General features: G+C 70.5%; 25 protein-coding genes. 14 read left to right on the top strand and 11 right to left on the bottom strand.

Annotation, left to right across the window (positions count from 1 at the left end; translation table 11 throughout):
- Positions 1–342: 342 nt before the first annotated feature.
- Positions 343–1740: a class II fumarate hydratase gene (locus VA596_RS03220; RefSeq protein ID WP_323323417.1), complete on the top strand. Its 1398-nt coding sequence runs from the start codon at positions 343–345 to the stop codon at positions 1738–1740.
- 4 nt (positions 1741–1744) lie between these two features.
- Here VA596_RS03220 and VA596_RS03225 read toward each other — a convergent pair whose 3' ends face one another.
- Positions 1745–2770, bottom strand: coding sequence for an aldo/keto reductase (locus VA596_RS03225; RefSeq protein ID WP_323323419.1), 1026 nt, complete (start codon positions 2768–2770; stop codon positions 1745–1747).
- Between the two features lie 100 nt (positions 2771–2870).
- Between VA596_RS03225 and VA596_RS03230 the strand changes: the two genes are divergently transcribed.
- The 6 genes from VA596_RS03230 (at position 2871) to VA596_RS03255 (ending at position 10135) form a co-directional block, all read left to right on the top strand.
- On the top strand, positions 2871–3743 hold the full coding sequence (locus tag VA596_RS03230) for a helix-turn-helix transcriptional regulator (protein ID WP_323323421.1): 873 nt from the start codon (positions 2871–2873) through the stop codon (positions 3741–3743).
- A 51-nt stretch (positions 3744–3794) separates the two neighbouring features.
- Complete coding sequence (locus VA596_RS03235) at positions 3795–5465, top strand: PstS family phosphate ABC transporter substrate-binding protein (protein WP_323323424.1); 1671 nt, start codon at positions 3795–3797, stop codon at positions 5463–5465.
- 40 nt (positions 5466–5505) lie between these two features.
- On the top strand, positions 5506–7038 hold the full coding sequence (locus VA596_RS03240; RefSeq protein WP_323323426.1) for an ATP-dependent DNA ligase: 1533 nt from the start codon (positions 5506–5508) through the stop codon (positions 7036–7038).
- Positions 7039–7463: 425 nt separating this feature from the next.
- Entirely contained in the window at positions 7464–8756 is a 1293-nt protein-coding gene (locus VA596_RS03245; protein WP_323323428.1) for a S53 family peptidase, read from the top strand.
- 153 nt (positions 8757–8909) lie between these two features.
- A complete protein-coding gene (locus VA596_RS03250; RefSeq protein ID WP_323323430.1) occupies positions 8910–9350 on the top strand; it encodes a hypothetical protein in 441 nt (146 codons plus the stop codon).
- A 110-nt stretch (positions 9351–9460) separates the two neighbouring features.
- The gene (locus tag VA596_RS03255; protein WP_323323432.1) at positions 9461–10135 is read left to right on the top strand and encodes a Pr6Pr family membrane protein; all 675 of its coding nucleotides are present in this window, start codon (positions 9461–9463) and stop codon (positions 10133–10135) included.
- Here VA596_RS03255 and VA596_RS03260 read toward each other — a convergent pair.
- Positions 10132–11346: an NADH:flavin oxidoreductase/NADH oxidase family protein gene (locus VA596_RS03260; protein WP_323323433.1), complete on the bottom strand. Its 1215-nt coding sequence runs from the start codon at positions 11344–11346 to the stop codon at positions 10132–10134. The genes VA596_RS03255 and VA596_RS03260 overlap by 4 nt on opposite strands.
- Positions 11347–11420: 74 nt before the next feature.
- Between VA596_RS03260 and VA596_RS03265 the strand changes: the two genes are divergently transcribed.
- Positions 11421–12044 carry an MBL fold metallo-hydrolase gene (locus VA596_RS03265; RefSeq protein ID WP_323323435.1) on the top strand — a complete coding sequence of 208 codons (624 nt, stop codon included), beginning with the start codon at positions 11421–11423 and terminating at the stop codon, positions 12042–12044.
- Here the strand turns inward: VA596_RS03265 and VA596_RS03270 are convergent.
- Together VA596_RS03270 and VA596_RS03275 are read right to left on the bottom strand one after the other, a co-directional pair.
- Complete coding sequence (locus tag VA596_RS03270) at positions 12041–12556, bottom strand: hypothetical protein (RefSeq protein ID WP_323323437.1); 516 nt, start codon at positions 12554–12556, stop codon at positions 12041–12043. The two genes, VA596_RS03265 and VA596_RS03270, sit on opposite strands and share 4 nt — an antisense overlap.
- A complete protein-coding gene (locus VA596_RS03275; RefSeq protein ID WP_323323439.1) occupies positions 12550–13017 on the bottom strand; it encodes a DUF309 domain-containing protein in 468 nt (155 codons plus the stop codon). Before VA596_RS03275 ends, VA596_RS03270 begins: the two co-directional genes overlap by 7 nt.
- Before the next feature lie 67 nt (positions 13018–13084).
- Between VA596_RS03275 and guaB1 the strand changes: the two genes are divergently transcribed.
- A complete protein-coding gene (gene guaB1 / locus VA596_RS03280; RefSeq protein ID WP_323323441.1) occupies positions 13085–14524 on the top strand; it encodes a GMP reductase in 1440 nt (479 codons plus the stop codon).
- 55 nt (positions 14525–14579) lie between these two features.
- Here the strand turns inward: guaB1 and VA596_RS03285 are convergent, their stop codons facing one another.
- Positions 14580–15872 carry a PhoH family protein gene (locus VA596_RS03285; RefSeq protein ID WP_323323443.1) on the bottom strand — a complete coding sequence of 431 codons (1293 nt, stop codon included), beginning with the start codon at positions 15870–15872 and terminating at the stop codon, positions 14580–14582.
- 230 nt (positions 15873–16102) lie between these two features.
- Here VA596_RS03285 and VA596_RS03290 point away from each other — a divergent pair, with 230 nt between their 5' ends.
- On the top strand, positions 16103–16435 hold the full coding sequence (locus VA596_RS03290) for a hypothetical protein (protein ID WP_323323445.1): 333 nt from the start codon (positions 16103–16105) through the stop codon (positions 16433–16435).
- A 156-nt stretch (positions 16436–16591) separates the two neighbouring features.
- Positions 16592–16840, top strand: coding sequence for a hypothetical protein (locus VA596_RS03295; RefSeq protein WP_323323447.1), 249 nt, complete (start codon positions 16592–16594; stop codon positions 16838–16840).
- A gap of 88 nt (positions 16841–16928) precedes the next feature.
- Here VA596_RS03295 and VA596_RS03300 read toward each other — a convergent pair whose 3' ends face one another.
- Complete coding sequence (locus VA596_RS03300; RefSeq protein ID WP_323323448.1) at positions 16929–17705, bottom strand: isoprenyl transferase; 777 nt, start codon at positions 17703–17705, stop codon at positions 16929–16931.
- Between the two features lie 113 nt (positions 17706–17818).
- Here VA596_RS03300 and trhA point away from each other — a divergent pair, with 113 nt between their 5' ends.
- On the top strand, positions 17819–18460 hold the full coding sequence (gene trhA, locus VA596_RS03305) for a PAQR family membrane homeostasis protein TrhA (protein ID WP_410171862.1): 642 nt from the start codon (positions 17819–17821) through the stop codon (positions 18458–18460).
- A 78-nt stretch (positions 18461–18538) separates the two neighbouring features.
- The gene (locus VA596_RS03310) at positions 18539–19087 is read left to right on the top strand and encodes a DinB family protein (RefSeq protein ID WP_323323453.1); all 549 of its coding nucleotides are present in this window, start codon (positions 18539–18541) and stop codon (positions 19085–19087) included.
- A gap of 1 nt (position 19088) precedes the next feature.
- Here VA596_RS03310 and VA596_RS03315 read toward each other — a convergent pair whose 3' ends face one another.
- Both VA596_RS03315 and VA596_RS03320 read right to left on the bottom strand, forming a co-directional pair.
- A complete protein-coding gene (locus tag VA596_RS03315) occupies positions 19089–19562 on the bottom strand; it encodes a carboxymuconolactone decarboxylase family protein (protein ID WP_323323455.1) in 474 nt (157 codons plus the stop codon).
- A gap of 72 nt (positions 19563–19634) precedes the next feature.
- On the bottom strand, positions 19635–19853 hold the full coding sequence (locus tag VA596_RS03320; RefSeq protein ID WP_323323457.1) for a hypothetical protein: 219 nt from the start codon (positions 19851–19853) through the stop codon (positions 19635–19637).
- Between the two features lie 236 nt (positions 19854–20089).
- Here VA596_RS03320 and VA596_RS03325 point away from each other — a divergent pair, with 236 nt between their 5' ends.
- Positions 20090–20968, top strand: a complete 879-nt coding sequence (locus VA596_RS03325) for a PRC and DUF2382 domain-containing protein (RefSeq protein ID WP_323323459.1) — start codon at positions 20090–20092, stop codon at positions 20966–20968.
- A gap of 42 nt (positions 20969–21010) precedes the next feature.
- On the opposite strand, the gene VA596_RS03330 is transcribed toward VA596_RS03325, so the two are convergent.
- From VA596_RS03330 to VA596_RS03340, 3 genes are all read right to left on the bottom strand, one after another.
- A complete protein-coding gene (locus tag VA596_RS03330) occupies positions 21011–21469 on the bottom strand; it encodes a hypothetical protein (RefSeq protein ID WP_323323461.1) in 459 nt (152 codons plus the stop codon).
- A gap of 83 nt (positions 21470–21552) precedes the next feature.
- Complete coding sequence (locus tag VA596_RS03335; RefSeq protein WP_323323463.1) at positions 21553–23442, bottom strand: acyl-CoA dehydrogenase family protein; 1890 nt, start codon at positions 23440–23442, stop codon at positions 21553–21555.
- A 136-nt stretch (positions 23443–23578) separates the two neighbouring features.
- On the bottom strand, positions 23579–24136 hold the full coding sequence (locus tag VA596_RS03340; protein WP_323323465.1) for a hypothetical protein: 558 nt from the start codon (positions 24134–24136) through the stop codon (positions 23579–23581).
- Positions 24137–24151: the final 15 nt, after the last annotated feature.

Raw genomic sequence — 24151 nt, forward strand, 5'->3', positions numbered from 1 at the left:
AGAGGTCCGTTCGTGCCCCACCACACTCAGGCACCCACGGACCGTTCGCGCACCACTACTAGGCACCAACGGACCGTTCGCGACCGAACCGACACGAACGGGCCACTCGCACCACCCCAACCCGAGCGCCAACGGGCCACTCGCGCCGCCACCGCACTGGCACGAAAGGACCGTTCGCGACCGATCCGGCACCAACGGGCCACCCGCACCGCCACCACCCGAGCACGAAAGGACCGTTCGTACCCCACCCCAAGACCGGCGAACCCAACCCCGATCCCACCCACCAAAGAGGTGCGCAACGCCACCACGCGGCAACCTCCGAACAGGTCCAGAATCGATGTCATGGCTGACCAGGAATACCGGATCGAACACGACACGATGGGCGAGGTCCGCGTACCGATCGACGCCCTCTACCGGGCTCAGACGCAGCGGGCCGTCGAGAACTTCCCCATCTCCGGCCGGGGCCTGGAGCGTGCCCAGATCCGCGCGCTCGGCCTGCTCAAGGCCGCTGCCGCACGCGTGAACCTCAAGCTCGGCGTGCTCGACGCCGACGTCGCGGAGGCCATCGCGAAAGCCGCCGACGAGGTCGCCGAAGGCGCCCACGACGTGCACTTCCCGATCGACGTCTTCCAGACCGGCTCGGGGACGTCGTCGAACATGAACGCCAACGAGGTCATCGCGACCCTGGCCACCCGAGCCCTCGGCCGGGACGTGCACCCCAACGACCACGTCAACGCGTCGCAGTCCTCCAACGACACCTTCCCGACGACCATCCACGTCGCCGCGACCGAAGCCGTGCTCAAGGACGTCATCCCGGCCCTCGAGCACCTCGCCGGCGCCATCGAGTCGCGTGCCGCGGAGTGGGCGGACGTCGTGAAGTCCGGGCGCACGCACCTGATGGACGCCGTGCCGATTACGCTCGGCCAGGAGGCCGGCGCATGGGCATCGCAGGTCCGGTTCGGCATCGAACGGCTGAAGTCCGGCCTGCCACGCCTCGGTGAGCTGCCGATCGGCGGGACCGCCGTCGGGTCCGGGCTGAACGCGCCCGACGGCTTCGGCGCGGCCGTCGCGGCCGAGCTCGCCGACGTCACCGGGCTGCCGCTGGTCGAGGCCCGTGACCACTTCGAGGCGCAGGCGACGCAGGACAGCGTCGTCGAGACGTCCGGGCACCTGCGCACGCTCGCCGTGTCGCTCAACAAGATCGCGAACGACCTGCGCTGGCTGGGTTCCGGCCCGCGCACCGGCCTCGGCGAGCTGGCGCTGCCGGACCTGCAGCCAGGCTCGTCGATCATGCCGGGCAAGGTGAACCCGGTGATCCCGGAGGCGACGCTGCAGGTCGTCGCGCAGGTGATCGGCAACGACGCTGCCGTCGCCTTCGCGGGCGCCGCGGGCAACTTCCAGCTCAACGTCAACCTGCCGGTGATCGCCCGCAACGTCCTCGAGTCGGCCCGGCTGCTCGCCGCCGTCTCGCGGCTGCTGGCGGACAAGGTGTTCGACGGCGTCACGGCGAACGTCGAGCGCACCCGGCAGTACGCCGAGGGATCGCCGTCGATCGTGACGCCGCTGAACAAGTACATCGGTTACGAAGAGGCCGCCGCGGTCGCGAAGCAGGCATTGAAGGAGCTGAAGACGATCCGCGAGGTCGTCATCGAACGCGGCTACGTCAAGGACGGCAAGCTCACCGAGGCACAGCTCGACGAGGCCCTCGACGTGCTCCGCATGGCCCGCGGCGGCAAGTGAGGCGCTACCGCCGGCGCAGGTGCTTGTCCGCCAGCGCCGGCGGGGTGTAGTCCTTCTCCGCGGAGTTCAGGTCCGTGCCCGGCGGGACGATATCGTCGATCCGGTCCAGCACGTCGTCGTCCAGTTCCAGGTCGGCGCCCGCCAGCAGGTCGTCGAGCTGGGACGGCGTGCGCGGGCCGATGATCGCCGACGTCACGCCCGGGTGGGCCCGGACGAACGCCGTCGCCAGGTGCGTGAGGGGACGGCCCAGGTCGTCCGCGATCTTCTTCAGCTGCGCGATGGCCTCGAACTTGACCGCGTTCGCGGGCAGCGCCGGGTCGAACTTGTGCGCCTGCAACGTCCGGCGGCCTTCGGAAAGGTCCACATCGGACGGTCGCACGAAACGCCCGGACAGCCAGCCGCTCGCCAGCGGGCTCCACGTGAGCACGCCCATGCCGTACTTCTGCGCCGTCGGCAGCACAGCGGCCTCGATCGCGCGGTTGAAGATCGAGTACGGCGGCTGCTCGGCGCGGAACCGCACCAGGCCGCGCTTTTCCGCCACCCACTGGGCTTCCACGATCTGCTCGGCCGGGAAGTCCGACGACCCGACCGCGCGCACCTTCCCGGACCGCACGAAGTCCGACAGCACCGAGAGCGTCTCCTCGATGTCGGTCGCCGGGTCCGGCCGGTGGACCTGGTACAGGTCGACGTAGTCGGTGTCGAGCCGCCGCAGGCTGTCGTCCAGCGCGCGGGTCAGCCAGCGCCGCGAAAGGCCGCCTTGGTTGGGGTCCGAACCCATCTGGAAGAAGCCCTTGGTGGCGAGCACGACGTCGTCGCGGCGGCCCTTCAACGCCTTGCCGACGATCCGCTCGTTCTCGCCACCCGAATACATGTCTGCGGTATCCCAGAAGTTCACCCCGGCGTCGAGCGCGGTGTGCAGCATCCGGACACCCTCTTCGTGGTCCGGGTTGCCCCACTCGCCGAGCATCATGGCGCCGAACGCGTACTCGCTGACCGAGATCCCCGTACCACCCAGAATTCGTCGTTTCATGCCTCCACCCTGCGAGCGGTTCCGGGGCCGAGCCAGGCCGCCTCCAGCCTGGGTCCGGCAGTACCAGGCTGGACGCCGTGAGCCGGGGATACTGGAGGACATGAGTGACGCAGCCGAGCTCGGCGCCTTCCTGAAGGCGCGTCGCGCCGCCCTCGAGCCGGACGAGGTCGGCCTGCCGCAGGGCATCACCCGGCGCCGGGTGGCCGGGCTGCGCCGCGAGGAGATCGCGCAGCTGGCCGGCATCAGCGTCGACTACTACACGCGGCTGGAGCAGGGCCGCGCGAAGAACGTCTCGGAGGCGATCCTCGACGCGCTGGCCCGCGCGTTGCGGCTGCGGCCGGACGAGGAGTCCTACCTGCGCAACCTCGCCGCACCGAAGCGCCGCGACCGGCGCGGGCCCCAGCGGGTCCGGCCCGAGCTGCAGCTCATGCTGGACGCCGTCCAGGCGCCCGCGTTCATCTTCGGCCGCTACCTGGACGTGCTGGCGTGGAACGCGCTCGGCGGCGCGGTCGCGTTCGACTTCGGCAAGCTCGACGAGCGCAACATGCCGAAGCTGTTCTTCCTGGACGAGCGCGCGCAGCAGCTGCACCCCGAGTACGACTCGGTGTGCCGCGAGCTCGTCGCGAACCTGCGCGCCGAGAGCGGCCGGCACCCGGGCGACCCGGAGTTCGCCCAGCTGATCGGAGAGCTGTCGCTGGCCAGCGCGCGGTTCCGCACGCTGTGGGCCGAGCACCACGTGCAGGAGAAGGCGCAGGGCTGGAAGCTGATGGTGAACCCGGTCGTCGGCGAGCTGCGGCTGCGCTACGAGACGCTGCGCCTGCCCGACGACCCCGACCAGGGCCTGGTCATCTACCACGCCGAGCCGGGCTCGGAGTCCGAACGCGCTCTGCGGCTGCTGGCCAGCTGGATCGCCGAGGCCCCCAGCGGTGAACGACCGGTGAACACTCGGCCGTCGCACCCCCACGGTCTGTGACGGCTGCCTACGCTGCTCTACCTGGGGAGTCGGGGGTAGAGGAGCGGCACGGTGGGCGTCGGCGCGACGATGCAGTCACTCGCCGAGATCCTCAGCTCGGATTCGGGCAGTCTCGTCCTCGGCCTCGCCGCGCTGGTCGCGATGGCCGCGCCGTTCGTGGACCGCTACTTCATCCGGCGCCGCCGGCTGGCGTTCCGGGTGCTCTACAACTCGAAGATCGGGCTCTCCCCGATCGACCTGCACGACGGTGAGAACGGTTCGGCGCAGGCGGATCCGCAGCTGGAGCGCACCGCGCGGCTGCTGAGCCGGATGAGCGTCGTGGTGATCCGGGTCCGCAACACCGGTGGCTTCGACATCGCGCCGGAGGACTTCGAGATCCCGCTGTCGTTCACCTTCGGCAGCCGGATCGTCTGGGACGCGCGGGTGTCCGACGCGACCGACGACGGCCTGCGCCAGCACGTCCGCGACGGCCTCGAGTTCTTCACGCGCGAGACCCCGCAACGGCCGGTCGAGGGCGCGAAGCTGGCGAGGGTGCGCGCGTGGCTGCCCAAGCGGTTCGCGGAGACGCCCGCGCCCGAAGCGCCCGAGTGGCACGGCGTCCGGTTCGCCCGGCTTTCCTTGAAGCGCAAGGAAAAGTTCAAGCTCGTCGTCGTGCTGCGCGAGTCCGACGGCCACGACGGCGAGATCAGCAAGGAGATCGAGCACCACGCCCGGCTCGCCGCCGGCCGGATCAAGGACGACCGCAAGCAGCGGCGGGTCACCTGGCCGGTGGTCACGACGGCGGTCGGCGTGCTGCTGACCGGCGCGTTGCTGGCGACGCTGCTCGTGTCGTGGTCGCGGCCGTCCGGCGAGACCGCGCTCTGCGCCACCGGGAAGCTGTCGGTCGAGGGGTCGAGTGCGTTCGTGCCGATCATCGACCTGGTCGCCGCCGAGTACCACGCCCAGTGCGACGGCGCGGCCGTCACGACCCGCGCGACCGGCAGCGTCACCGGCGTCCGCGCGCTCGCCCCCGTCGACGCGGCGGGCAAGAACGCGCTGGCCGTGCTGTCGGACGGACGCTCGGGTGAAGCGGGCGCGGACCTGGAGGCGAAGGCCGTCGCGGTGATCGTCTACACGCTGGTCGTCAACCGCGCGGCCGGCGTCGACCGGCTGACGACCCAGCAGGTCAAGGACATCTTCAGCGGCCGGGTGCGAAACTGGGACCAGATCCGGCCGGGGCCGTCGGTGCCGATCGGGATCGTCGGGCGCGGCCAGGAGTCGGGCACGCGCAAGACGTTCGAGCAGAAGGTGCTCGGCGGCGCCGAGGACCGGCTGACGTCGGACTCGTGCCGCAAGCCCGAGCGCGACCCGTCGGCGGCGACCACGCGCTGCGAACGCGGGACGACGGCCGAGGTGCTCACCGAGGTCAGCGCGGTGCCGGGGGCGATCGGGTACGCCGACGTCCCGGCGGCCAAAACCGCAGCCGCTCGCGACCAGCAGCTGGGTGTCGTGCAGCTCGACGGTCACTACCCCGACGTCACGACGGTCGGCGCCGGGTACCGGTTCTGGACCGTCGAGTACCTGTACACGAAGGGCGTGCCGGACAACGGCAGCGTGCTGAAGGGGTTCCTGGACTACCTGGCGAGCCCGACCGCGCGGGCCGAGCTGCAGGACGCCGGGTACACGCCGTGCGTGGCCAAGGACGGCCTGCTCGACCCCCTCTGCACCAGGCCGGACATCTGATCAGCAGGAAATTGTCGGTGGTCCGGGTCATGATGTCCGGGTGTTGCTCACCGAGATAGTCCGGGCGTCCGCCGACCTGGCGGCGACGAGGTCCAGGAAGGCGAAGATCGCCCTCCTGGCCGAACTGCTGCGCGCGGCCGACGTCGCGGAGCTGCCCGTGGTGATCGCGTACCTGACGGGGCAGACCGCGCAGGACAGGCTGGGTGCGGGCTGGCGCACCCTGGCCGGGCTCGGCGCGGCACCCGCTCCGGAACCGGTGGTCACGGTGCTGGACGTCGACGAAGCGCTGACCTCGGCGGCCGGTGTGGCGGCGGGCAGTGGGTCGTCGACGCGGCGGCAAGACGTGCTGCGCGCGCTGTTCGTCCGGCTCACCGAGGCCGAGCAGCAGTTCCTGTTCCGGCTGGTCACGGGTGAGCTGCGCCAGGGCGCGCTCGAGGGCGTGATGGTCGACGCCGTCGCGGCGGCGGCCGACGTCCCGGCCGTGGACGTGCGGCGGGCGTTCATGCTGTCGGGCAAGCTCGGCACCACCGGTGTCGCGGCGCTGACCGGCGGGCAGGCGGCGCTGGCGGAGTTCCGGCTGACGCTGGGCACGCCGATCAAACCGATGCTGGCGTCGCCGGCGGAGTCGCTGGACGAGGCCGTCGCCGAACACGACGAGGCGATCGTCGAGTACAAGATGGACGGCGCGCGGATCCAGGTGCACCGCTGGGGCGACCAGGTGCACGTCTGGACGCGGACGCTGCGCGAGATCACCGCCAGCGTGCAGGAGCTGGTCGAGCTGGTGCGGGCGCTGCCGTGCGAGTCGGTGGTGCTCGACGGCGAGACGCTGGCGCTGACCGACGCCGGCCGGCCACGGCCGTTCCAGGAGACCCTGAGCCGGTTCGGCAGCACGCGCGACGAGCAGGTGAAGGCCCTGCTGCTGCGGCCGTACTTCTTCGACTGCCTGCACCTCGACGGCGTCGACCTGCTGGACTCGCCGCTGTCGGAGCGCAACGCGGCGCTGCGGAAGGTCGCCGGGGCGCACGTGATCCCCGGCGAGGTGGGCGTCTCGCGCGCGGCCGAGGTGCTGGAGGCGGCGATGGAGGCCGGGCACGAGGGCGTGATGGTCAAGGACCTGGCGTCGACGTACGCGGCGGGGCGGCGCGGGCGGGCGTGGCTCAAGGTCAAGCCGGTGCACACGATCGACCTGGTGGTGCTGGGCGCGGAGTGGGGCCACGGGCGGCGCACGGGCTCGCTGTCGAACCTGCACCTCGGTGCCCGCGACCCGGACGGCGGGCCGCCGATCATGGTGGGCAAGACGTTCAAGGGCATGACCGACGAGCTGCTCGCCTGGCAGACGACGACGTTCCAGGAGATCGAGACCCACCGCGACGACTGGACGGTGTACGTCCGCCCGGAGATCGTGGTGGAGATCGAGCTGGACAGCGCCCAGATCAGCACCCGCTACCCCGGCGGCCTCGCGCTGCGCTTCGCCCGGGTGGTCCGCTACCGCCCGGACAAGGAAGCCGGCGACGCCGACACGATCGACACGGTCCGCGGCCTGCTCCACGGCGACCGCTCGGAAGGGAGCTGACGACGCCCCAACCCTCCCACCACGCGAGTCGTCCACCTGCGTACGCGAGTCGTCCACCCAAGTACGCGAGTCGTCCACTTGGGTACGCGTGTCGTCCGCCCAAGTACGCGTGTCGTCCACCTGGGTGCGCGTGTCGTCCAGCCAGGTACGCGAGTCGTCCTTCTGCGTACGCGTGTTGACCCTCCAATCACGTGTGTCGACCCTCCAATCACGTGTGATGCCCCTTCAATCACGCGAGATGCCCGCTCAATCACAGGTGATGCCCGAACCCACCCCCGAAAGGAGCTGACGACGAAAGTAGTGATCACGACATCGAGCGTCTTCGCGGTGCTTTCCTCCTAAAAGGAAAGACGAAAGTCGATGTTGCCTTCTCCCCGTCGTGACCAGAGTGGCTGACGGAGTTTCCTTCGGCCCAGGGAGAAAGCATGAGACTGCGCGCTGCCGCCGGCTTGCTCGCGAGCACCACCCTGCTCGTGACGGCGTTCGCGGCACCCGCCGGCGCGACGCCGGTGCCGAGCACGCCGAACGCCGGGCACCAGCCGTCGAAGCACCACTTCTCGGCGGCCGCGCAGTCGTTCGTCGGCGCGGACACCGTGCAGAAGCGGGTCGCGAAGCTGGAAGCGGCGATGGCGACGCTGCCGAAGGAGAGCACCGCCTACAACGCGACGAAGCTGTGGAACAACGGCATCACCGGCGCGGGCAGCACCGTCGCGACGCTGGTGTCGTTCGGCGACGACCAGGTCAAGCAGGTGCTCGACACCTACTCGAAGAACCACGGCCTGCCGCCGGCGAACGTCGAGGTCATCCAGCCGTCCGGCCCGGTGCCGGCGTGCACCGACCCGGGGGTCGACACCGCGACCTGCCAGGGCTGGGGCGGCGAGACCGACCTCGACGTCACGATGATGCACGCCCTGGCGCCGAACGCGAAGATCATCGTCGCGGCCACGCCCGTCGCCGAGACGCAGGGCTTCACCGGCCTGCCCGAGATGATGCACGCGGTCGACTACATGACCGAGCACAAGCTGACCGACGTCATCTCGATGAGCTTCGGCACGACCGAGGAGAACTTCCCGTCGTTCGACTCGATCAAGACGCTCGACCCGGCGCTGGAGCGCGCGAGCAAGGCCGGCATCACGATGGTCGCCTCCTCCGGTGACGACGGCCCGACCGGCGGTTACCTCTACGGCCCCGGCAACTACCCGTACCGCGTCGCGAGCTGGCCGGCGTCCGACCCGCGCGTCACGACGCTCGGCGGCACCCAGCTGCACCTCGACTCGGCCGGCGCGCGCACCAAGCCGGACGACGTCGTGAACGTCGCCGACAACGGCTTCTCCGAGGGTGCGGGCCTCTCCAAGACGTACGCGCGGCCGAACTGGCAGGACGGCGTCAAGAAGATCACCAGCAGCAAGATGCGCTCGTTCCCGGACATCAGCATGGAAGGCGTGTTCGGCACGTCGCAGTCCGCGCCGCTGTTCGCCGGCGTGCTCGCGCTGGCCGTGCAGGCCAAGGGCGGCAAGCTCGGCCAGATCAACCCGGCGCTGTACACGAAGCTCGGCCCGGCCGGCACCAAGGCGGGCATCATCGACGTGACCGAAGGTGACAACAGCCAGGACGGTGTCACCGGATTCACCGCGGCGAAGGGCTTCGACATCGCCAGCGGCTGGGGCACGGTCGACGCTTCGGTCTTCGTTCCCGCATTGGTGAAGGCCCTCCGCTGACAATTCACCGGAAACGCAGTTGTTCGGTGTATTCGACGCATTAAAAGCTGCATCATGACAGGAATTTTCCCCACAGAACGCGGGGTTGCCGGTCAGTACGATGCTGCTCCTTGGAAGGCCGCTCAGTCCCCGAGCGGTCATGGAGGAGTAGCAGTGGCAAGCAAAGAGCAGCTGAAAGCGTCGATCCACGCCGCTTTCGACGCGGCCGTCACCGACGGGACGAGCTACACGAAGGTGTACGCCGCGGAAATCAAGCAAAAGAACTTCATCGTTTTCCGCACCACCACCGTCAGCAATTTCGCGGTGGGTTTCCGGCCGGGGCAGACCGACGTCGTGATCGTGCCGCTCGAGGAAAAGAGCGGCACGGTCACGGCGGGCACTCCGCTGACGATCACGGACACGAACCGGGCGTCGGTCAAGAAGCGTGATCTGCAGGGCCGGTTCGTGATCAAGACGACGGAGGGCCAGAGCTTCAAGCTCAGCATCCTGCCCTCCGTGCCGAAGCTCCTCGCCGCCGGCTACCAGCTGCCCGTCGAGCAGAAGGCCGAGTACGAGGCGTTCACCACCCTCCGGGACGCCCTCACCACCGCCTGACGACCGAGCGCCCCGGTGCCGCACAGCACCGGGGCGCGTCCGGGCGACGTGACTCGATCGAGTGATCCACAACGGATCCCCCGGCGGTTACCAGCCGGTATTCTCCGGGGATGCACGGTTCGAAGCTCACGCGCGTCTCGTTCGCCGTCATCGCCGTGGTCGCGCTGACCGGCCTGGTCAGCCAGGTGATCGCCACCGCGGGCGACACCACCGGTCAGTACCGCACGGCCGCCGCGCGGATCGCGAACATGTTCTGCTTCTTCACGATCGACTCGAACCTGCTGGTCGCCGTGACCTCGCTGATGGTCGCGCTGGGCGCCGCCCGCGTCACCGGGCCGTTCCGCGTGTTCTGGCTCGACGCGCTCGCCGGCATCATCGTGACCGGCATCGTCTACCAGGTCGCCCTCTCCGGCCTCTACGAGCTGCACGGGCTCTCGCTGTTCGCCGACACCATGCTGCACAAGGTGACGCCGATCGTGTTCGTGCTCGGCTGGCTCGTCGCCGGCCCGCGCGGCTCGCTGACCTGGCCGACCGTGTGGTGGTCGCTGCTCTACCCGGCGGTCTGGCTCGCGTTCACGCTGGTGCGCGGCGCGATCACCGGCTTCTACCCGTACCCGTTCGTCGACGCGGCCACCTACGGCTACGGCCGGGTGACGCTCAACTGCATCGCCATCGGGGTCTTCTTCACCGTGCTCGCGGCCGCCATCTTCCTGGTCGACCGGTCGTTCCACCGCCGCGCGCTGCAGCGGGCCGCGGCCGCCGAGCCGCAGCCCGAGGTCGTCTAGGCGCGGACGCGGCGGAACGCGTTGAGGCCGTCGGTGATCCCGGCCTGCACGAGGGTCAGCGCCGCGCCACGCCGGTCGACCGGCCGCCCGGCGGCGATCCGGTGCATCTGGCGCGTGTGCCACTGGATCTCCAGCAGGCTGTCGGCCAGCCGGATGCCGGTCTTCGGGCAGCGCCGCTGAGCCTGGACGTCCTCGCCGGCCAGCAGCCGGGCGGGCAGCCCGGGATCGACGACGAGCGGGCGGCCGAGCCCGACGACGTCGAGTTCGCCGGAGCTCAGCGCGTCGGCCATCCCGCCGGGCGTGGTGAAGCCGCCGGTGACCATCAGCGCGACGTCCGAGACGTTGCGCGCCTTCGCCGCGTAGTCCAGGAAGTAGGCCTCACGCGCCTGCGTGCTCGCCCGGCCCGAGCCCATCATCGCGGCCTTCTCGTACGTGCCGCCGGAAACCTCCAGCAGGTCCAGCCCGGCTTCGCCGAGGGCGTGGACGACCTGCAGCGACTCCTCCTCGGTGAAGCCGCCGCGCTGGAAGTCGGCGCTGTTGAGCTTGACCGACACCGGGACGCGGTCCCCGACGACGTCGCGCACGCGCCGCACGACCTCGAGCAGGAACCGCCGGCGGCGGACGGCGTCGCCGCCCCAGGCGTCGGTCCGCCGGTTGGTCAGCGGCGAGAGGAACTGGGAGACGAGGTAGCCGTGCGCGCCGTGGATCTGCACACCCGCGAAGCCCGCCTCGACGAACGTGCGCGCCGCGACGCCGAAGCGTTCGATGATCGCTTCGATCTCTTCGCCAGACAGGGCCCGCGGAGCAGCGAAAGCGGTACGGACGCCTCGATCGCCGAAGGCCACGGCGGACGGCGCAACCGGCTGCCGCGACAGGTAACGCGGGCTCTGCCGCCCCGGGTGGTTCAGCTGCACCCACAACCGCGTCCCGGTGCCCGCCACGGCTTCGGCCCACGGCCGGTAGACAGCGGGATCCGGGCTGAACGCGACGTTGCGCGGCTCGCCGAGCGCACTCGGGTCGACCATGACGTTGCCGGTGATCAGCGTGCCGGCGCCGCCGCGGGCCCAGGTCCGGTACAGCTGCGCCAGCTCGCGGGTCGGGGCGTTGCGCCGGTCGCCGAGCTGCTCGCTGAGCGCCGACTTGACCAGCCGGTTGGGCAGGACGTCGCCGCAGCGCAGCTCGAGCGGTTCGGCCAGCAGGTCGCGGATCATCGGGCAAGGCTACCCGAAAGTAGATACCGACGGTATGCGAGCTGGCGGAGGCCTGGGCCACTAGGGTCGGGCCCATGACGGCGATCGTGCAGAACCTGGTGACCTCTGGTGTCTTCGAGCTCGACGGAGGCAGCTGGGACGTCGACAACAACGTGTGGATCGTGGGCGACGACGCGGAGGTGATCGTGATCGACGCCGCGCACGACGCGAAGGCGATCGCGAACGTCGTCGGCGACCGGAAGCTGGCCGCGATCGTCTGCACGCACGCGCACAACGACCACGTCAACGCCGCCCCGGCCCTCGCCGAGGCCACCGGCGCGCCGATCCTGCTGCACCCGGACGACCGGGTCGTCTGGGACCTCACGCACCCGGACCGCGCGCCGGACGGCGAGCTGGCGGACGGCCAGGTGATCACCGTCGCGGGCACCGAGCTGCGCGTCGTCCACACCCCGGGGCACGCGCCCGGCGCGGTCTGCCTGTACGCCGAGGACCTCGGCGTGCTGTTCACCGGCGACACGCTGTTCCAAGGCGGCCCCGGCGCCACCGGACGGTCCTATTCGGACTACCCGACGATCGTGAAGTCCATCCGGGAGAAGCTGTTCTCGCTCCCGGACGCCACGAAGGTGCACACGGGCCACGGCGACGGCACGACGCTCGGCGCCGAGAAGACCGCGTCGACCGGCTGGGACCAGCCCTAGGAAGTGTGCTTCCGGGCGACGAGGGCGAACTCCTCGATCGCCCGGTCCAGCGCGACCACGGCCGTCCGCACGGCGGCCGGCAGGAAGCGCCGGTCGAACTTGCGGTCTTCGTCCAGCTCGTGCCGCACGTCGTGCAGGTCCATGTCCTGCTGCCGCACGTTCCTGGCCGCCTCGACCAGCTCGTCCGGCCCGCTCATCACCAGGAGCCCGTACAGCGACCGCATCTCCGCCCGCACGGTGAAATAGGAGTCTTCGTACCCTGCTTCGCGCTCGACGTCGGCCTCGGTGCTTTCGCCGAGTTCGCGCAGGCGGTGGATGACGTTGTAGCTGACCAGGTGCTGCCGGGCCCGGGCCGCGGCCTCGATGAACGCGCCGCACCGGTCCGCACGCTCTTGGCGCTGCTTCACGCGGCGGGCCGCGTTCAGCTTCAGGGGCTCGACCAGCGCCCCCAGCGTGACTCCGACCAGCGACGCCACCGCCGCGATGACCGCGGCCCCGAGCGCGGTCAGCACGTCAGCCGCGGCGGTACGGGCTCGACGCGGACCTGCTGCTTCGCCTGTTCGACCAGGTCACGCGCCCACTGCTGCAGGCCGGCGACGTCGATGCCGTGCGGCGGGTCGCCCCGGAACGGCTCGATGTTCACCGCGCCCCGCTCCAGCAGCGACGCCGCGCCGGCCGTGTTGCCGCGGGCCGCGTGCGTCAAGCCGACGGCGAGCTGCGCGAGACCGCGCCACAGCTCACGGTCCGGCCCGTCCGACGTCTTCCAGGCGTCCTCGAAGACCTCGTGCGCGTGGAACGGCTTGCCGTCGTCGAGCAGCCGTTGCGCTTCCGCAAGCGTTTGCGCCGGAGTCCGGACGATGCCCTCCGGCTGCCGCTCGACGCCGTCGGCGCCGTACGGCAGCGGCCGGCCGAGGCCGTCGCGCGGCCGTGCGTTGCGTGCGCGTCCCTCGGCGTCCCGGTCGCGGCGGCTCATGCCCCGATCCTCCCACGCACCCGGCCGCGTTCGCCGTCTCCCGGCGAGCCACGTAGCCTGGGGACTCGTGCGTTTCCTCGACGGCCACCGGCCCGCCCACGACCTGACCTACGACGACGTGTTCCTGTTGCCGAACCGTTCGGACGTGGAGTCCCGCTTCGACGTCGACCTGTCCACCGCGGACGGCACCGGCGCCACCATCCCGATCGTCGTGGCGAACATGACCGCCGTCGCCGGCCGCCGGATGGCCGAGACCGTCGCCCGCCGCGGTGGCCTGGTGGTGCTGCCGCAGGACGTCGACAGCGCGGCCGTCGCGGACATCGTCGGCTGGGTGAAGAGCCGCCACACCGTCTGGGACACGCCGCTGGTGCTGACCGGCGGCGACGCGGTGGCCGACGCGCTCAACCTGGTCCACAAGCGCTCCCACGGCGCCGTCGTGGTCGTCGACGGCGAAGGCCGCCCGGCCGGCATCGTCACCGAAGCGGCGTGTGCGAACGTCGACCGCTTCGCGCGGCTCGCCGACGTCGCGCAGCCGCCGACCGTCGTCGTCCCGCTGGACACGGCGCCGCGCGAGGTCTTCGAGCTGCTGCACGCCCAGGGCGCGCACCTCGCGCTGGGCCTCGACGCCGACGGCAAGCTCGCGGGCGTGCTGACCGCGGTCGGCGCGCTGCGCGCCGGCATCTACACCCCGGCGGTCGACGACGGCGGCAAGCTGCGCGTCGCGGCCGCCGTCGGGGTCAACGGCGACGTCGCGGCGAAGGCCGAGGCCGTGCTCGCCGCGGGCGTCGACGTGCTGGTCGTCGACACCGCGCACGGTCACCAGGAGAAGATGATCGCCGCGCTGAAGGCCGTCCGGTCGGTGTCGCCGCAGGTCCCGGTGGTCGCCGGGAACGTCGTGACCGCCGAGGGCACGCGCGACCTGATCCAGGCCGGCGCGGACGTCGTCAAGGTCGGTGTCGGGCCGGGCGCGATGTGCACGACCCGGATGATGACCGGCGTGGGCCGCCCGCAGTTCTCCGCGGTCGCCGAGTGCGCGGCCGCCGCACGCGAGCTGGGCAAGCACGTCTGGGCCGACGGCGGCGTCCGCCACCCGCGTGACGTCGCGCTGGCGCTGGCCGCCGGTGCGTCCGCGGCGATGGTCGGCTCGTGGTTCGCCGGCACCTACGAATCCCCCGGCGACCTGCGCTTCGACGAGCAGGGCCGGCCGTACAAGGAGTCGTTCGGCATGGCGTCGAAGCGCGCGGTGGGCGCCCGGACGCGCACCGACGGCTCGTTCGACCGCGCGCGCAAGGCGCTGTTCGAGGAGGGCATCTCGTCGTCGCGGATGTCCCTCGACCCGGCGCGGCCGAGCGTGGAGGACCTGCTGGACTCGATCGGCTCGGGCGTCCGGTCGTCGTGTACCTACGCGGGCGCGCGCACCCTGGAAGAGTTCCACGAGCGCGCGGTCCTGGGCGTCCAGTCGGCGGCCGGCTTCGCGGAAGGCCGCCCGCTCCCCTCAGGCTGGTGACGGTCGTGAGTGCGTAACAGTGTTCTAACACTGTTACGCACTCACGACCTCGCGGTCAGCCGTGGTCCTCCAGCATCTCGGTGACCAGGGCGGCGATCGGCGAGCGCTCCGAGCGCGTCAGCGTGACGTGCGCGAAGAGCGGGTGGCCCTTGAGCTTCTCGATCACCGCCGAGACGCCGTCGTGCCGCCCGACCCGCAGGTTGTCGCGCTGGGCGACGTCGTGCGTGAGCACCACCCGCGACGCCGTGCCGAGCCGCGAAAGCACCGTGAGCAGGACGTTCCGTTCCAGTGACTGCGCCTCGTCGACGATGACGAACGTGTCGTGCAGCGAGCGGCCGCGGATGTGCGTCAGCGGCAGCACCTCGAGCATGCCGCGGTCGAACACCTCGTCCAGGACGTCCTGGCTGACCAGCGCGCCGAGGGTGTCGAACACCGCCTGCGCCCAGGGCTGCATCTTCTCGCTCTCGGACCCGGGCAGGTAGCCGAGGTCCTGGCCGCCGACCGCGTAGACCGGCCGGAACACCACGACCTTGCGGTGCTGGCGGCGTTCCATCACGGCCTCGAGCCCGGCGCACAGCGCGAGCGCCGACTTGCCGGTGCCGGCGCGGCCGCCGAGGGAGACGATGCCGACGTCGGAGTCGAGCAGCAGGTCGAGCGCGACGCGCTGCTCGGCGCTGCGGCCGTGCAGGCCGAACGCCTCGCGGTCGCCGCGGACCAGCCGGATGCGCTTGTCCGCCGTGACCCGCCCCAGCGCGCTGGAGCTGCCCGCGAGCAGCCGCAGCCCGGTGTGGCAGGGCAGCTCGGCGAGCTCGTCCATGCCGTACTCGACCGGGTCGACGGTGCCGCCGGCGAACAGCGTGTCCAGCACGTCCTGTTCGACGTCGACGTCCGCCATGCCGGTCCAGCCCGACGGCGTGACCTCCTGCGCGCGGTACTCGTCGGCCTCCAGGCCCACGGCACCCGCCTTCACCCGCAGCGGGATGTCCTTCGTCACCAGGGTGACCGCCGGGAACTCCGCCGCCAGGTTGAGCGCGCAGGCGAGGATGCGGTGGTCGTTGGAGTCGGTGCGGAACCCGACCGGGAGCACCGTCGGGTCCGAGTGGTTCAGCTCCACCTGCAGCGTGCCGCCGTGGTCCCCGATGGGGAGCGGCGCGTCGAGCCTGCCGTGCTGCCGGCGCAGGTCGTCGAGCATGCGCAGGGATTCCCGGGCGAACCAGCCGAGCTCCGGGTGGTGGCGCTTCGCCTCCAGTTCACTGATGACGACCAGCGGAAGCACGACTGCATGCTCGGCGAAGCGGGTCACCGCCCACGGGTCCGAAAGGAGGACCGACGTGTCGAGCACGTACATGTGCTGCTGGGATTCGGGCGAGGTCGAGGCTTTCTCCGGGCCAGAGGCACCGGTCGAAGAACGGCCAGAGGCCTTACGGGGCAAACGCTGCGCAGTCACGACGGCATCTCCCTCGAGGGCGTGTGCACCTCACGCCCGCACTCGCTGGGCCGGGCACCTCCCTGGCTGGACCACTCCGCCTGACGAGCTGTCAGGCGGCGCGGCCACGAGGGCCGGGTGCCGGCCCCCTCGTGCGTCTCGTGGGCGGCTGCGCCGCCCCCTCGATCACCGTCACGACCAGGGCCTCCCGCGAGGACCCGCACGGATCGCGTGCCCTCATCTCGGAAGGTACCTACGAATCGGTGATCGCGCAGGAAGCCAACCCGGTGATTCGCCAGATCGTCACCTCACTGTCGGTCGTCCGACATCAACGCCCGGTGACGGTGGCTCTGCGTAGCCGCGGTCTCGAACGATACCCACCCGTCGGATTGATCTTGAACAATTCCCTGACCCGGCGTATTCACAAGATCGGCTTCGGGGTTCTACCACGTTCGATTGAGGAATGCATTTTGCGTCATGGATAGAGAACCGTACCGAGTGAAAGCGCCTGCATCAGGCTCACACAATGGGCGTACAAGGCGTACGAGAAGCCCGAATAGCGAGTAATTTTTTGACTGCGGGACACACCGCCGGTTCCCCCGGCGCCCGGACCCCAACAGTTCTACCTAGGAGTGTGCGAAGTGCTGAAGAAGGCTGGTTTCGTGGCCGCCACCGCCGCGGGCCTCATGATGATCGGCAGCACCGCGTTCGCCGCCACGGGCGACCACGGCTACACCCCGGACCCGACGTTCGGCGACGCCTACGCCACGTTCATCGAGGGTGGCGGCGCGCTCGGCTACGGCGCGGCCTCCCTGGTCGCGGGCGCCTACACCGGCGTGCTGACCTCGCCGGCGCTGGTGCTGCACTCGCTGGAGCACCACCACCACTGAGTGCGGTGCGCGTGAAAGGCCCCGGAGTCCGCTCCGGGGCCTTTCGGCGTCTCGGGGTGTCTCAGGCGTCTCGGGTGTCTCGGTCGTCTCAGGAGCCGAACCGGCGGTGCCGCCAGGCGTAGTCGCGGATCGCACGCAGGAAGTCGACCCGGCGGAATGCCGGCCAATAGGCTTCGGTGAACCAGAATTCCGAATGCGCGGACTGCCAGAGCAGGAATCCGGAAAGCCGCTGTTCACCGGAAGTTCGGATGATGAGGTCCGGATCCGGCTGCCCCGAGGTGTAAAGGTGCTCGGAGATGTGGTCTACGTCGAGGATTTTCGCCAGCTCGTGAATGCTGGTGCCCTCGTCGGCGTGGTGGAGCAGCAGCTTGCGCACGGCGTCCGCGATTTCCTGGCGCCCGCCGTAACCCACCGCGACGTTGACCTCCATGCCGGTGCGCCCCTCGGTGCGCGCGGCGGCTTCGCTGAGTCGCTTGGCGACTTCGGCGGGTAACAGGTCGAGCGCCCCGACAATCCGGAGCCGCCACTGCGTGCCCGGCGCGGCGAGCTCGTCGGTGACGTCGGTGATGATCTCCAGCAGCGGCGTGAGCTCGTCCGGGTCGCGGTTGAGGTTGTCGGTGGAGAGCAGCCACATGGTGACCACCTCGACGTCGGCCTCGTGGCACCAGCTCAGGAAGTCCGCGATCTTCTTCGCGCCGGCCCGGTGGCCGTCCGCGACGTCCGCGAAGCCCGCTTCACGCGCCCACCGGCGGTTGCCGTCGAGCATGATGGCGATGTGCCGGGGATGCCGGCCGCGGGCCTGCTGGATGAGGCGCCTGCCGTAGGCGCTGTACACGACGTCGGACAAGAAGGAGCGAACACTCACGTCCAGGAAGAGTACGCACTCGATGTGAGGCGTGTGACTTGACCGCTGTCCGGGAACCTACGCTCCCGTAACCTGGTTGAGTGAGTGTGACGACGGAACCCCCAGAGCCCGTAGTGGACCTGCGCCCCCGGCTGCGGGGCCACATCCACTTCTGGTCGTTCTTCGGCGCCGTCGCCGCGGCGGCCGTGCTGATCAGCCTGGCCGCGTCCACAGTGTCCCCGACCGCGGCGCTCGCGACGTCGGTCTACGGCCTCACGGTGCTGGGCCTGTTCGGCGTGAGCGCGCTGTACCACCGTCGTTTGTGGAGCCCCCGGGCGTACAAGTGGATGAAGCGCGCCGACCACTCGATGATCTTCCTGTTCATCGCGGGCACGTACACCCCGTTCACCCTGCTGGCGATGTCCAAGCCCACGGGCTACGTGATCTTGTCGATCGTCTGGGGCGGCGCCATCCTCGGAGTGGCGCTGAAGATGCTGTGGCCCAACGCACCGCGCTGGCTGGGCGTCCCGATCTACATAGCGCTGGGCTGGGTGGCGGTGTTCGTCTTCCCGGAGCTGCTCTCCCACGCAGGCGTGGCGGCTCTGGTGCTGCTCTGCGTGGGCGGCCTGTTCTACACCCTGGGAGCGGCGTTCTACGGCTTCAAGTGGCCCAACCACTGGCCGGACACGTTCGGATACCACGAGTACTTCCACGCTTGCACGGTGCTGGCGGCGGTTTCCCACTACATCGCGATCTGGCTGGCCATGTACGCCTAGCTGCGGTTTTCCGGCATACCCCCATCGCGTCCGGGGATGCGGACACTAGCTGACCGCTTCTCCTGCCAAGCTGTGTTCATGCCTGAGAACACCGAAAAGACCGACCTGCTCGCCGAACTCGCTGTCGCGCGGGCTGCGCTGACCGCCTCCGCGCAGGGACTTACCGATGAGCAGCTCGGCGAGAGTCCGACCGTCTCCGCTCTTTGTCTTGGTGGGCTGATCAAGCACGTCGCCAGCATCGAGGAATCGTGGCTGCGGTTCGTCGTTGAAGGGCCGTCCGCGATGCAGCTCGAGCTGCCCGACGGTGTGACCTGGGCCGACTTTGCCGCGGGGACCGCTCGGGAGTATCCGCAGTGGGCGATCGACCACCAGAACGAGTTCCGGATGCTGCCCGGTGACTCGCTGGCCGGGATCCTCAAGCGCTACGAGGATGTTGCTGCCCGGACCGCGGAGGTCGTTGCCACCGTGGATCTCGACACCACGCACCCCTTGCCCGAGGCGCCCTGGAACGAGCCCGGTGGGGTGCGCAGTGCGCGTCGGGTGCTGGTGCATGTCATTGCCGAGACCGCGCAGCATGCCGGGCACGCCGACATCCTGCGCGAGACGCTCGACGGGCGGGAATCCTGACTCAGCTCCACATTCCCGGCTGGTAGTCGCCCGCCGGGTTGCGGACGATCACGTTCAGGCGGTTCCAGGCGTTGATCAGCGCCACCAGGGAGACCAGCGCGCCGACCTGCTCGTCGTCGTAGTGCTTGCGGACGTCCGCCCACGTGTCGTCGCTGACGCCGTGGTGGCCGTCCGCCAGGCGGGTGCCTTCCTCCGCCAGGGCCAAGGCCGCGCGCTCGGGTTCGGTGAAGACCGTCGCCTCGCGCCAGGCCGCCACCATGTTCAGGCGCAGCGACGTCTCGCCCGCGTGCGCTGCGTCCTTCGTGTGCATGTCGAGGCAGACGCCGCAGCCGTTGAGCTGGCTCGCGCGGATCTTCACCAGCTCCTGCGTCGCCTTCGGCAGCGTCGACTCCTCGACCGGGCGGGACGCCGCGACCAGCCGCTTGACGAACTTGCCGGCGACCTCGTTTTCGAACATGTTGATCCGCGCTTCCATGACCTTTTCCTTCCGTCGTCCGCTTTCACCCCCTTGACGACGCAGCACACGGCGTTGTGACAGTGGCCCCGGTCACACGACCTGCCGGGCCGCGTCGCGCGCGGCCGCCGCCAGCTTGGCCAGGAAGCGCGCGAACTCGCCCTCCTCCGCGCGGTTGCGCGGCGGGGCGAGCGTCACGGTCACCTCGCCGAGCTTCAGCACCACCGCCGGCAGGGGGTGGTCCCAGCCGACGAACTGCATCACCGCGTCCGCGTCCGCCGGGACGCGCCACATCACTTCGCACTCGTCCATGCCCTGTGCTTCCCAGCCGCCCGCGGTTACACACCTTCGCACCAACCCGGCGGGCGCCGATCGCCTCGCCGGCCACCGCCCTGACCTGCGGCGACACCCCGGACTTCGCCCGCGGGCACCGCTTCAAACCCGCACCTTCGGGGGTCACCCACAGGAACACCGCGACGGTTGCCGTGATCAACACCACGGCCGACCGTTGCCGTAACAGCCCCAACGCGTGGAAGGACAGCACAGCGATGGCGAAGACCATGCAGCCCCAGGAGCTCATCGACAGTGCCGTGGTCGACCCGGACGGCAACAAGCTCGGGAAGGTCGGCAACGTCTACCTCGCCGACGCGACGCACCAGCCGGAGTGGATCACCGTCAAGACGGGCCTCTTCGGCACCAAGGAGAGCTTCGTCCCGCTCTCCGGCGCCCACACGGACAACGACGGCGTGCACGTCCGGGTCGACAAGGACGCCGTCTCCGACGCGCCCCGCATCGACGCCGACGGGCACCTCTCGCCCGAGGAGAGCGCGCGGCTCTACAAGCACTACGGCCTGCCGGTGCCGCGGATGTCGCCGGACGGGCAGATGGACGACGGGGCGGCCCAGGGCAAGGGCACCGGCCGCGAACGGTCCGGAATGGACAGTGCGGGCACGGGCCAGGCCGCCATGGGCGACGCCGGCCGCGGCCGGTCCGGAATGGACGGACGGGACGCGTCCGGGCGCGGCAAGGCGGACCGCGACAAGATGGGCCGTGACGACGACCGGACCATGACGCGCTCCGAGGAGCGGCTGAACGTCGGGACCGAGCAGGTCGAGACCGGGCGCGTGCGGCTGCGCAAGTACGTCGTCACCGAAGAGCAGCAGATCACCGTGCCGGTGAGCCACGAAGAGGTGCGCATCGAGCGCGAGCCGATCAAGGACGGCCGCGGCGGCCGCGCCGAGATCGGCGAGGACGAGCAGGACATCGTGCTGCACGCCGAAAAGCCGGTCGTGAACAAGGAAACCGTCGCCGTCGAGCGGGCGCGCCTCAAGACCGAGACGGTCACCGAAGACCAGACGGTGTCGGGCAAGGTCCGCAAGGAGCAGTTCGAGGTCACCGACGACAACGGCAAGCACCGCAGGTCGTAACCCCTGAGCGGGCGGCCGGCTCCCCGAAGCCGGCCGCCCGGGTCACGCCGTGGCGACCTGCAGCCGCGGCAGCCCGGCCAGCAGCCGCAGGCCCTTCTTCCGCATCGACGGCGGCAGCGGCGCCACCGTGAGCGCCAGCACCTGGTCCGAGCCGTGGATGCGCAGCTCCGTCTTCACCAGGAAGCCGCCCTTCGGCTCGGTGATCGCGACGTACCCGCGCGGCACGGCGAACAGTGCCTTGCCGGGCCCGCCGGTGTAGGCGTCGGCTTCGAAGAACAGCAACTGCCGGTCGGTGAGCAGCAGGTAGAGCTCGCGCTGGGTCGTGATCGAGTACATCGTCCCGCCGCTCAGCACGGCGGTCGCGACGCCGAGCGCGACGCTTCGGCCGACGGCCTTCCTGGTCGAGCCGACCTTGACCATGCCGATCACTTCGGGCGTTTCGCCCGGTTGCAGCATCGGTGCGGCGGTTTCGAGCAGACGTCTTTCACGGCGGGAACCCATGACAAGTCCTTCGGGGATTCGGGGGCGGACGCGCAAGGCTAGAGCACGCGCGCCGCCCCCTTCCCGTTGGCCTGGCAGGGAAGTCAGGACGTCAGCATCGGCGCGCGCAGGAACTGTTCCGGGATCGCGAACGCGTCCACCAGGGCCCGGGCGTGCGGGCGCAGCTCCGCGCACAGGTTGTTCACCGCCGACGTCACGGCCTTCCCTCGGGACGCCGACAGGCGGCCGTGGCCGAGGAACCAGGCCAGGTCCTCCTCGATCGCCGACAGCGCGTACAGGTCGCAGACGCGCTCCAGCACCGCGCGGGCGTCCGGGTCTTCGCACCGCTCGATCGCCGACGCGAACGCCGTCAGGATCAGGCGCTCGACGTGCACCCGGCCGGCCCGCAGCACGTGGTCCTGGGCCGCGTTGAACACGCCGAACGGGTCGTCCGCCGCCTTGCGCAGGCGCTTCACCACGCCCTCGACCACGTGCTCCTCGCGGTCCTCGAACAGCCCGAGCTGCCAGTCGCGGCGGAAGAACACGTCCGAATCGGACGCTTCGGTGAGCCGCTCGAACGCCTTGCGCGCGGACGTGCGCTCGAGGACGGTGCTGACCACCTGCTCGGCGAAGAACCGCGCCGTCGCCAGCGGGCTCAGGTCCTCGAAGTCCTGCTTGAAGCTGGTCAGCAGGCCCTTCGCGACCAACTGCAGCAGCACGGTGTTGTCGCCTTCGAACGTCGTGAAGACGTCGGTGTCGGCCTTCAGCCCGGCCAGCAGGTTCTCCGACAGGTACCCCGAGCCGCCGCAGGCCTCGCGCGCGGCCTGGATCGTCGCCGTCGCGTGCCACGTCCCGAGGGCCTTCAGCCCGGCCGCGCGCGACTCCAGCTCGCGCTGCTCCTCTTCCGGCGCCGACGAGTCGATGTCGTGCAGCTTCGACACCAGCTCCTCCTGCGCGAAGTGCAGCGCGTACGTCTTCGCCAGCGCGGGCAGCAGTTTCCGCTGGTGCGCCAGGTAGTCGAGGACGACGACCTCCTCGCCGTCCGGCTTGGTGAACTGGCGGCGGACCTCGCCGTAGCGGATCGCCAGCGCCAGCGCGCGTTTCGTCGCGCTGCCGGCGCTCCCGCCGACGCTCACCCGGCCGCGGATCAGCGCGCCCAGCATGGTGAAGAACCGGCGGCTGTCACTCTCGATCGGGCTCGAATACGCGCCCGACTCGTCGACGTCGGCGAAGCGGTTGAGCAGGGCTTCACGCGGGACGCGGACGTTGTCGAAGCTCAGCCGTCCGTTGTCGACGCCGTTCAGGCCCGCCTTGCGGCCACAGTCCTCGATGGACACTCCGGGCGCCGGATTGCCGTCTTCGTCGCGGATCGGGACCAGGAACGCGTGCACCCCACGGGATTCCGAGCCGGTGATCAGCTGGGCGAACACCACCGCCATCCGGCCGTCGCGCGCCGCGTTGCCGATGTACTCCTTCTTGGCCATGGTGTCCGGCGTGTTCACCACGAACCCACCGTCCACAAAGGTCGCCGTCGTCCCGAGGTGCTGAACGTCCGAACCGTGGCCGTGCTCGGTCATCGCGAAGCAGCCGAGCAGGTCGAGGTCCTTGATCGCGCGCAGGTAGCGCTCGTGGTGCCGCTCGGTGCCGAGCAGCTGGACGGCGCCGCCGAACAGTCCCCATTGGACACCGGCCTTCACCATCAGCGACAGGTCGCCGAAGCCGAGCATCTCGAACGACGTCACCGAGCCGCCGACGTCACCGCCCCCGCCGTAGGCCGGGTCGAAACCCAGGCCGGGCCGGTCGGTCTCGGCGAGCGCGCGCAGCTGGTCGAGCACCTGGGCGCGGTGCGCCTCGGTCTCGAGGTCGACCGGGTCCCGGAACTCCGAGCCGGTCATCTCGGCGCGCACCCCGCGGCGCAGTTCGGCCCACCGTCCGTCGAGGACAGCGGTCAGCGCGTCCGGATCCACCTTCGCGGGCACATTGGGCACGTCCACGGCTTCCTCCGAAAAGTACTGGCTACTCGTTGGTAGTCAGCGTGCCCCAGCCGTGGGGATCGTGCAGGTTCAGCTCACTCGGGCGTGGCCCACGGAACACCGCGGGGTGCCGCCGAAGCGGCGGCACCCCACGGCGTCAGGCCAGGTCCGGCCCCTTCGAGCGCAGGTCGTCGACCTTGGTCATCGCTTCCCTCAGGTCGCCGAGCCAGCTGTCGGCGTGCTCGCCGACCAGGCGCACGGCCCAGGCCAGCGCCTCCGACCGCGAGCGCGCGACCCCGGCGTCGACGAGCGTGTCGAGCACCAGGCGTTCCGGCTGCCGCAGCCGGGTCATCACCGGCGCCGAGTGGGTGGTGAACAGCGCGGTGGTGCCGCCGAGCTTGGCGCCCCAGGCGACTTTGCGCTGGTAGCGGTGCTCGGCCTGGCGCGCGATCTCGATGCGCTCGTCGCGCGTCTCCTCGCGGAACCGGCTGATCCGGCCGTCCTCCGCCGCGGCGCGGGCCGCGTCGTCGGCGTGCTCCTCGGTCAGCGCCGGCAGCTCGCCGACCAGGATGATCTCTTCACGGTCGACCGTGACCTCCGGCGCCCCGGTGAACCAGCCGTCGGGCAGGCGCCCGCCGAACCAGGCCGCCGCGTCGTCGGCCGACGGCACTTCGCCCTGCTGCCAGCCGCGGCTACCTCTCCAGCCTCGTCCCATGTCGCACCTCCGATT

The organism is Amycolatopsis heterodermiae (assembly GCF_034929455.1).
Classification (GTDB): domain Bacteria; phylum Actinomycetota; class Actinomycetes; order Mycobacteriales; family Pseudonocardiaceae; genus Amycolatopsis; species Amycolatopsis heterodermiae.

Excerpts from the sequence above, each read along its gene's own strand:
- VA596_RS03230 (WP_323323421.1), top strand. The coding sequence starts at position 2,871 with ATGAGTGACGCAGCCGAGCTCGGCGCCTTCCTGAAGGCGCGTCGCGCC.
- VA596_RS03325 (WP_323323459.1), top strand. The coding sequence starts at position 20,090 with ATGGCGAAGACCATGCAGCCCCAGGAGCTCATCGACAGTGCCGTGGTC.
- VA596_RS03260 (WP_323323433.1), bottom strand. The coding sequence starts at position 11,346 with ATGATCCGCGACCTGCTGGCCGAACCGCTCGAGCTGCGCTGCGGCGAC.
- VA596_RS03315 (WP_323323455.1), bottom strand. The coding sequence starts at position 19,562 with ATGGAAGCGCGGATCAACATGTTCGAAAACGAGGTCGCCGGCAAGTTC.
- VA596_RS03265 (WP_323323435.1), top strand. The coding sequence starts at position 11,421 with ATGACGGCGATCGTGCAGAACCTGGTGACCTCTGGTGTCTTCGAGCTC.
- VA596_RS03285 (WP_323323443.1), bottom strand. The coding sequence starts at position 15,872 with ATGTACGTGCTCGACACGTCGGTCCTCCTTTCGGACCCGTGGGCGGTG.
- VA596_RS03320 (WP_323323457.1), bottom strand. The coding sequence starts at position 19,853 with ATGGACGAGTGCGAAGTGATGTGGCGCGTCCCGGCGGACGCGGACGCG.
- VA596_RS03255 (WP_323323432.1), top strand. The coding sequence starts at position 9,461 with ATGCACGGTTCGAAGCTCACGCGCGTCTCGTTCGCCGTCATCGCCGTG.
- VA596_RS03220 (WP_323323417.1), top strand. The coding sequence starts at position 343 with ATGGCTGACCAGGAATACCGGATCGAACACGACACGATGGGCGAGGTC.
- VA596_RS03245 (WP_323323428.1), top strand. The coding sequence starts at position 7,464 with ATGAGACTGCGCGCTGCCGCCGGCTTGCTCGCGAGCACCACCCTGCTC.
- VA596_RS03275 (WP_323323439.1), bottom strand. The coding sequence starts at position 13,017 with ATGAGCCGCCGCGACCGGGACGCCGAGGGACGCGCACGCAACGCACGG.
- VA596_RS03310 (WP_323323453.1), top strand. The coding sequence starts at position 18,539 with ATGCCTGAGAACACCGAAAAGACCGACCTGCTCGCCGAACTCGCTGTC.
- VA596_RS03225 (WP_323323419.1), bottom strand. The coding sequence starts at position 2,770 with ATGAAACGACGAATTCTGGGTGGTACGGGGATCTCGGTCAGCGAGTAC.
- VA596_RS03330 (WP_323323461.1), bottom strand. The coding sequence starts at position 21,469 with ATGGGTTCCCGCCGTGAAAGACGTCTGCTCGAAACCGCCGCACCGATG.
- VA596_RS03340 (WP_323323465.1), bottom strand. The coding sequence starts at position 24,136 with ATGGGACGAGGCTGGAGAGGTAGCCGCGGCTGGCAGCAGGGCGAAGTG.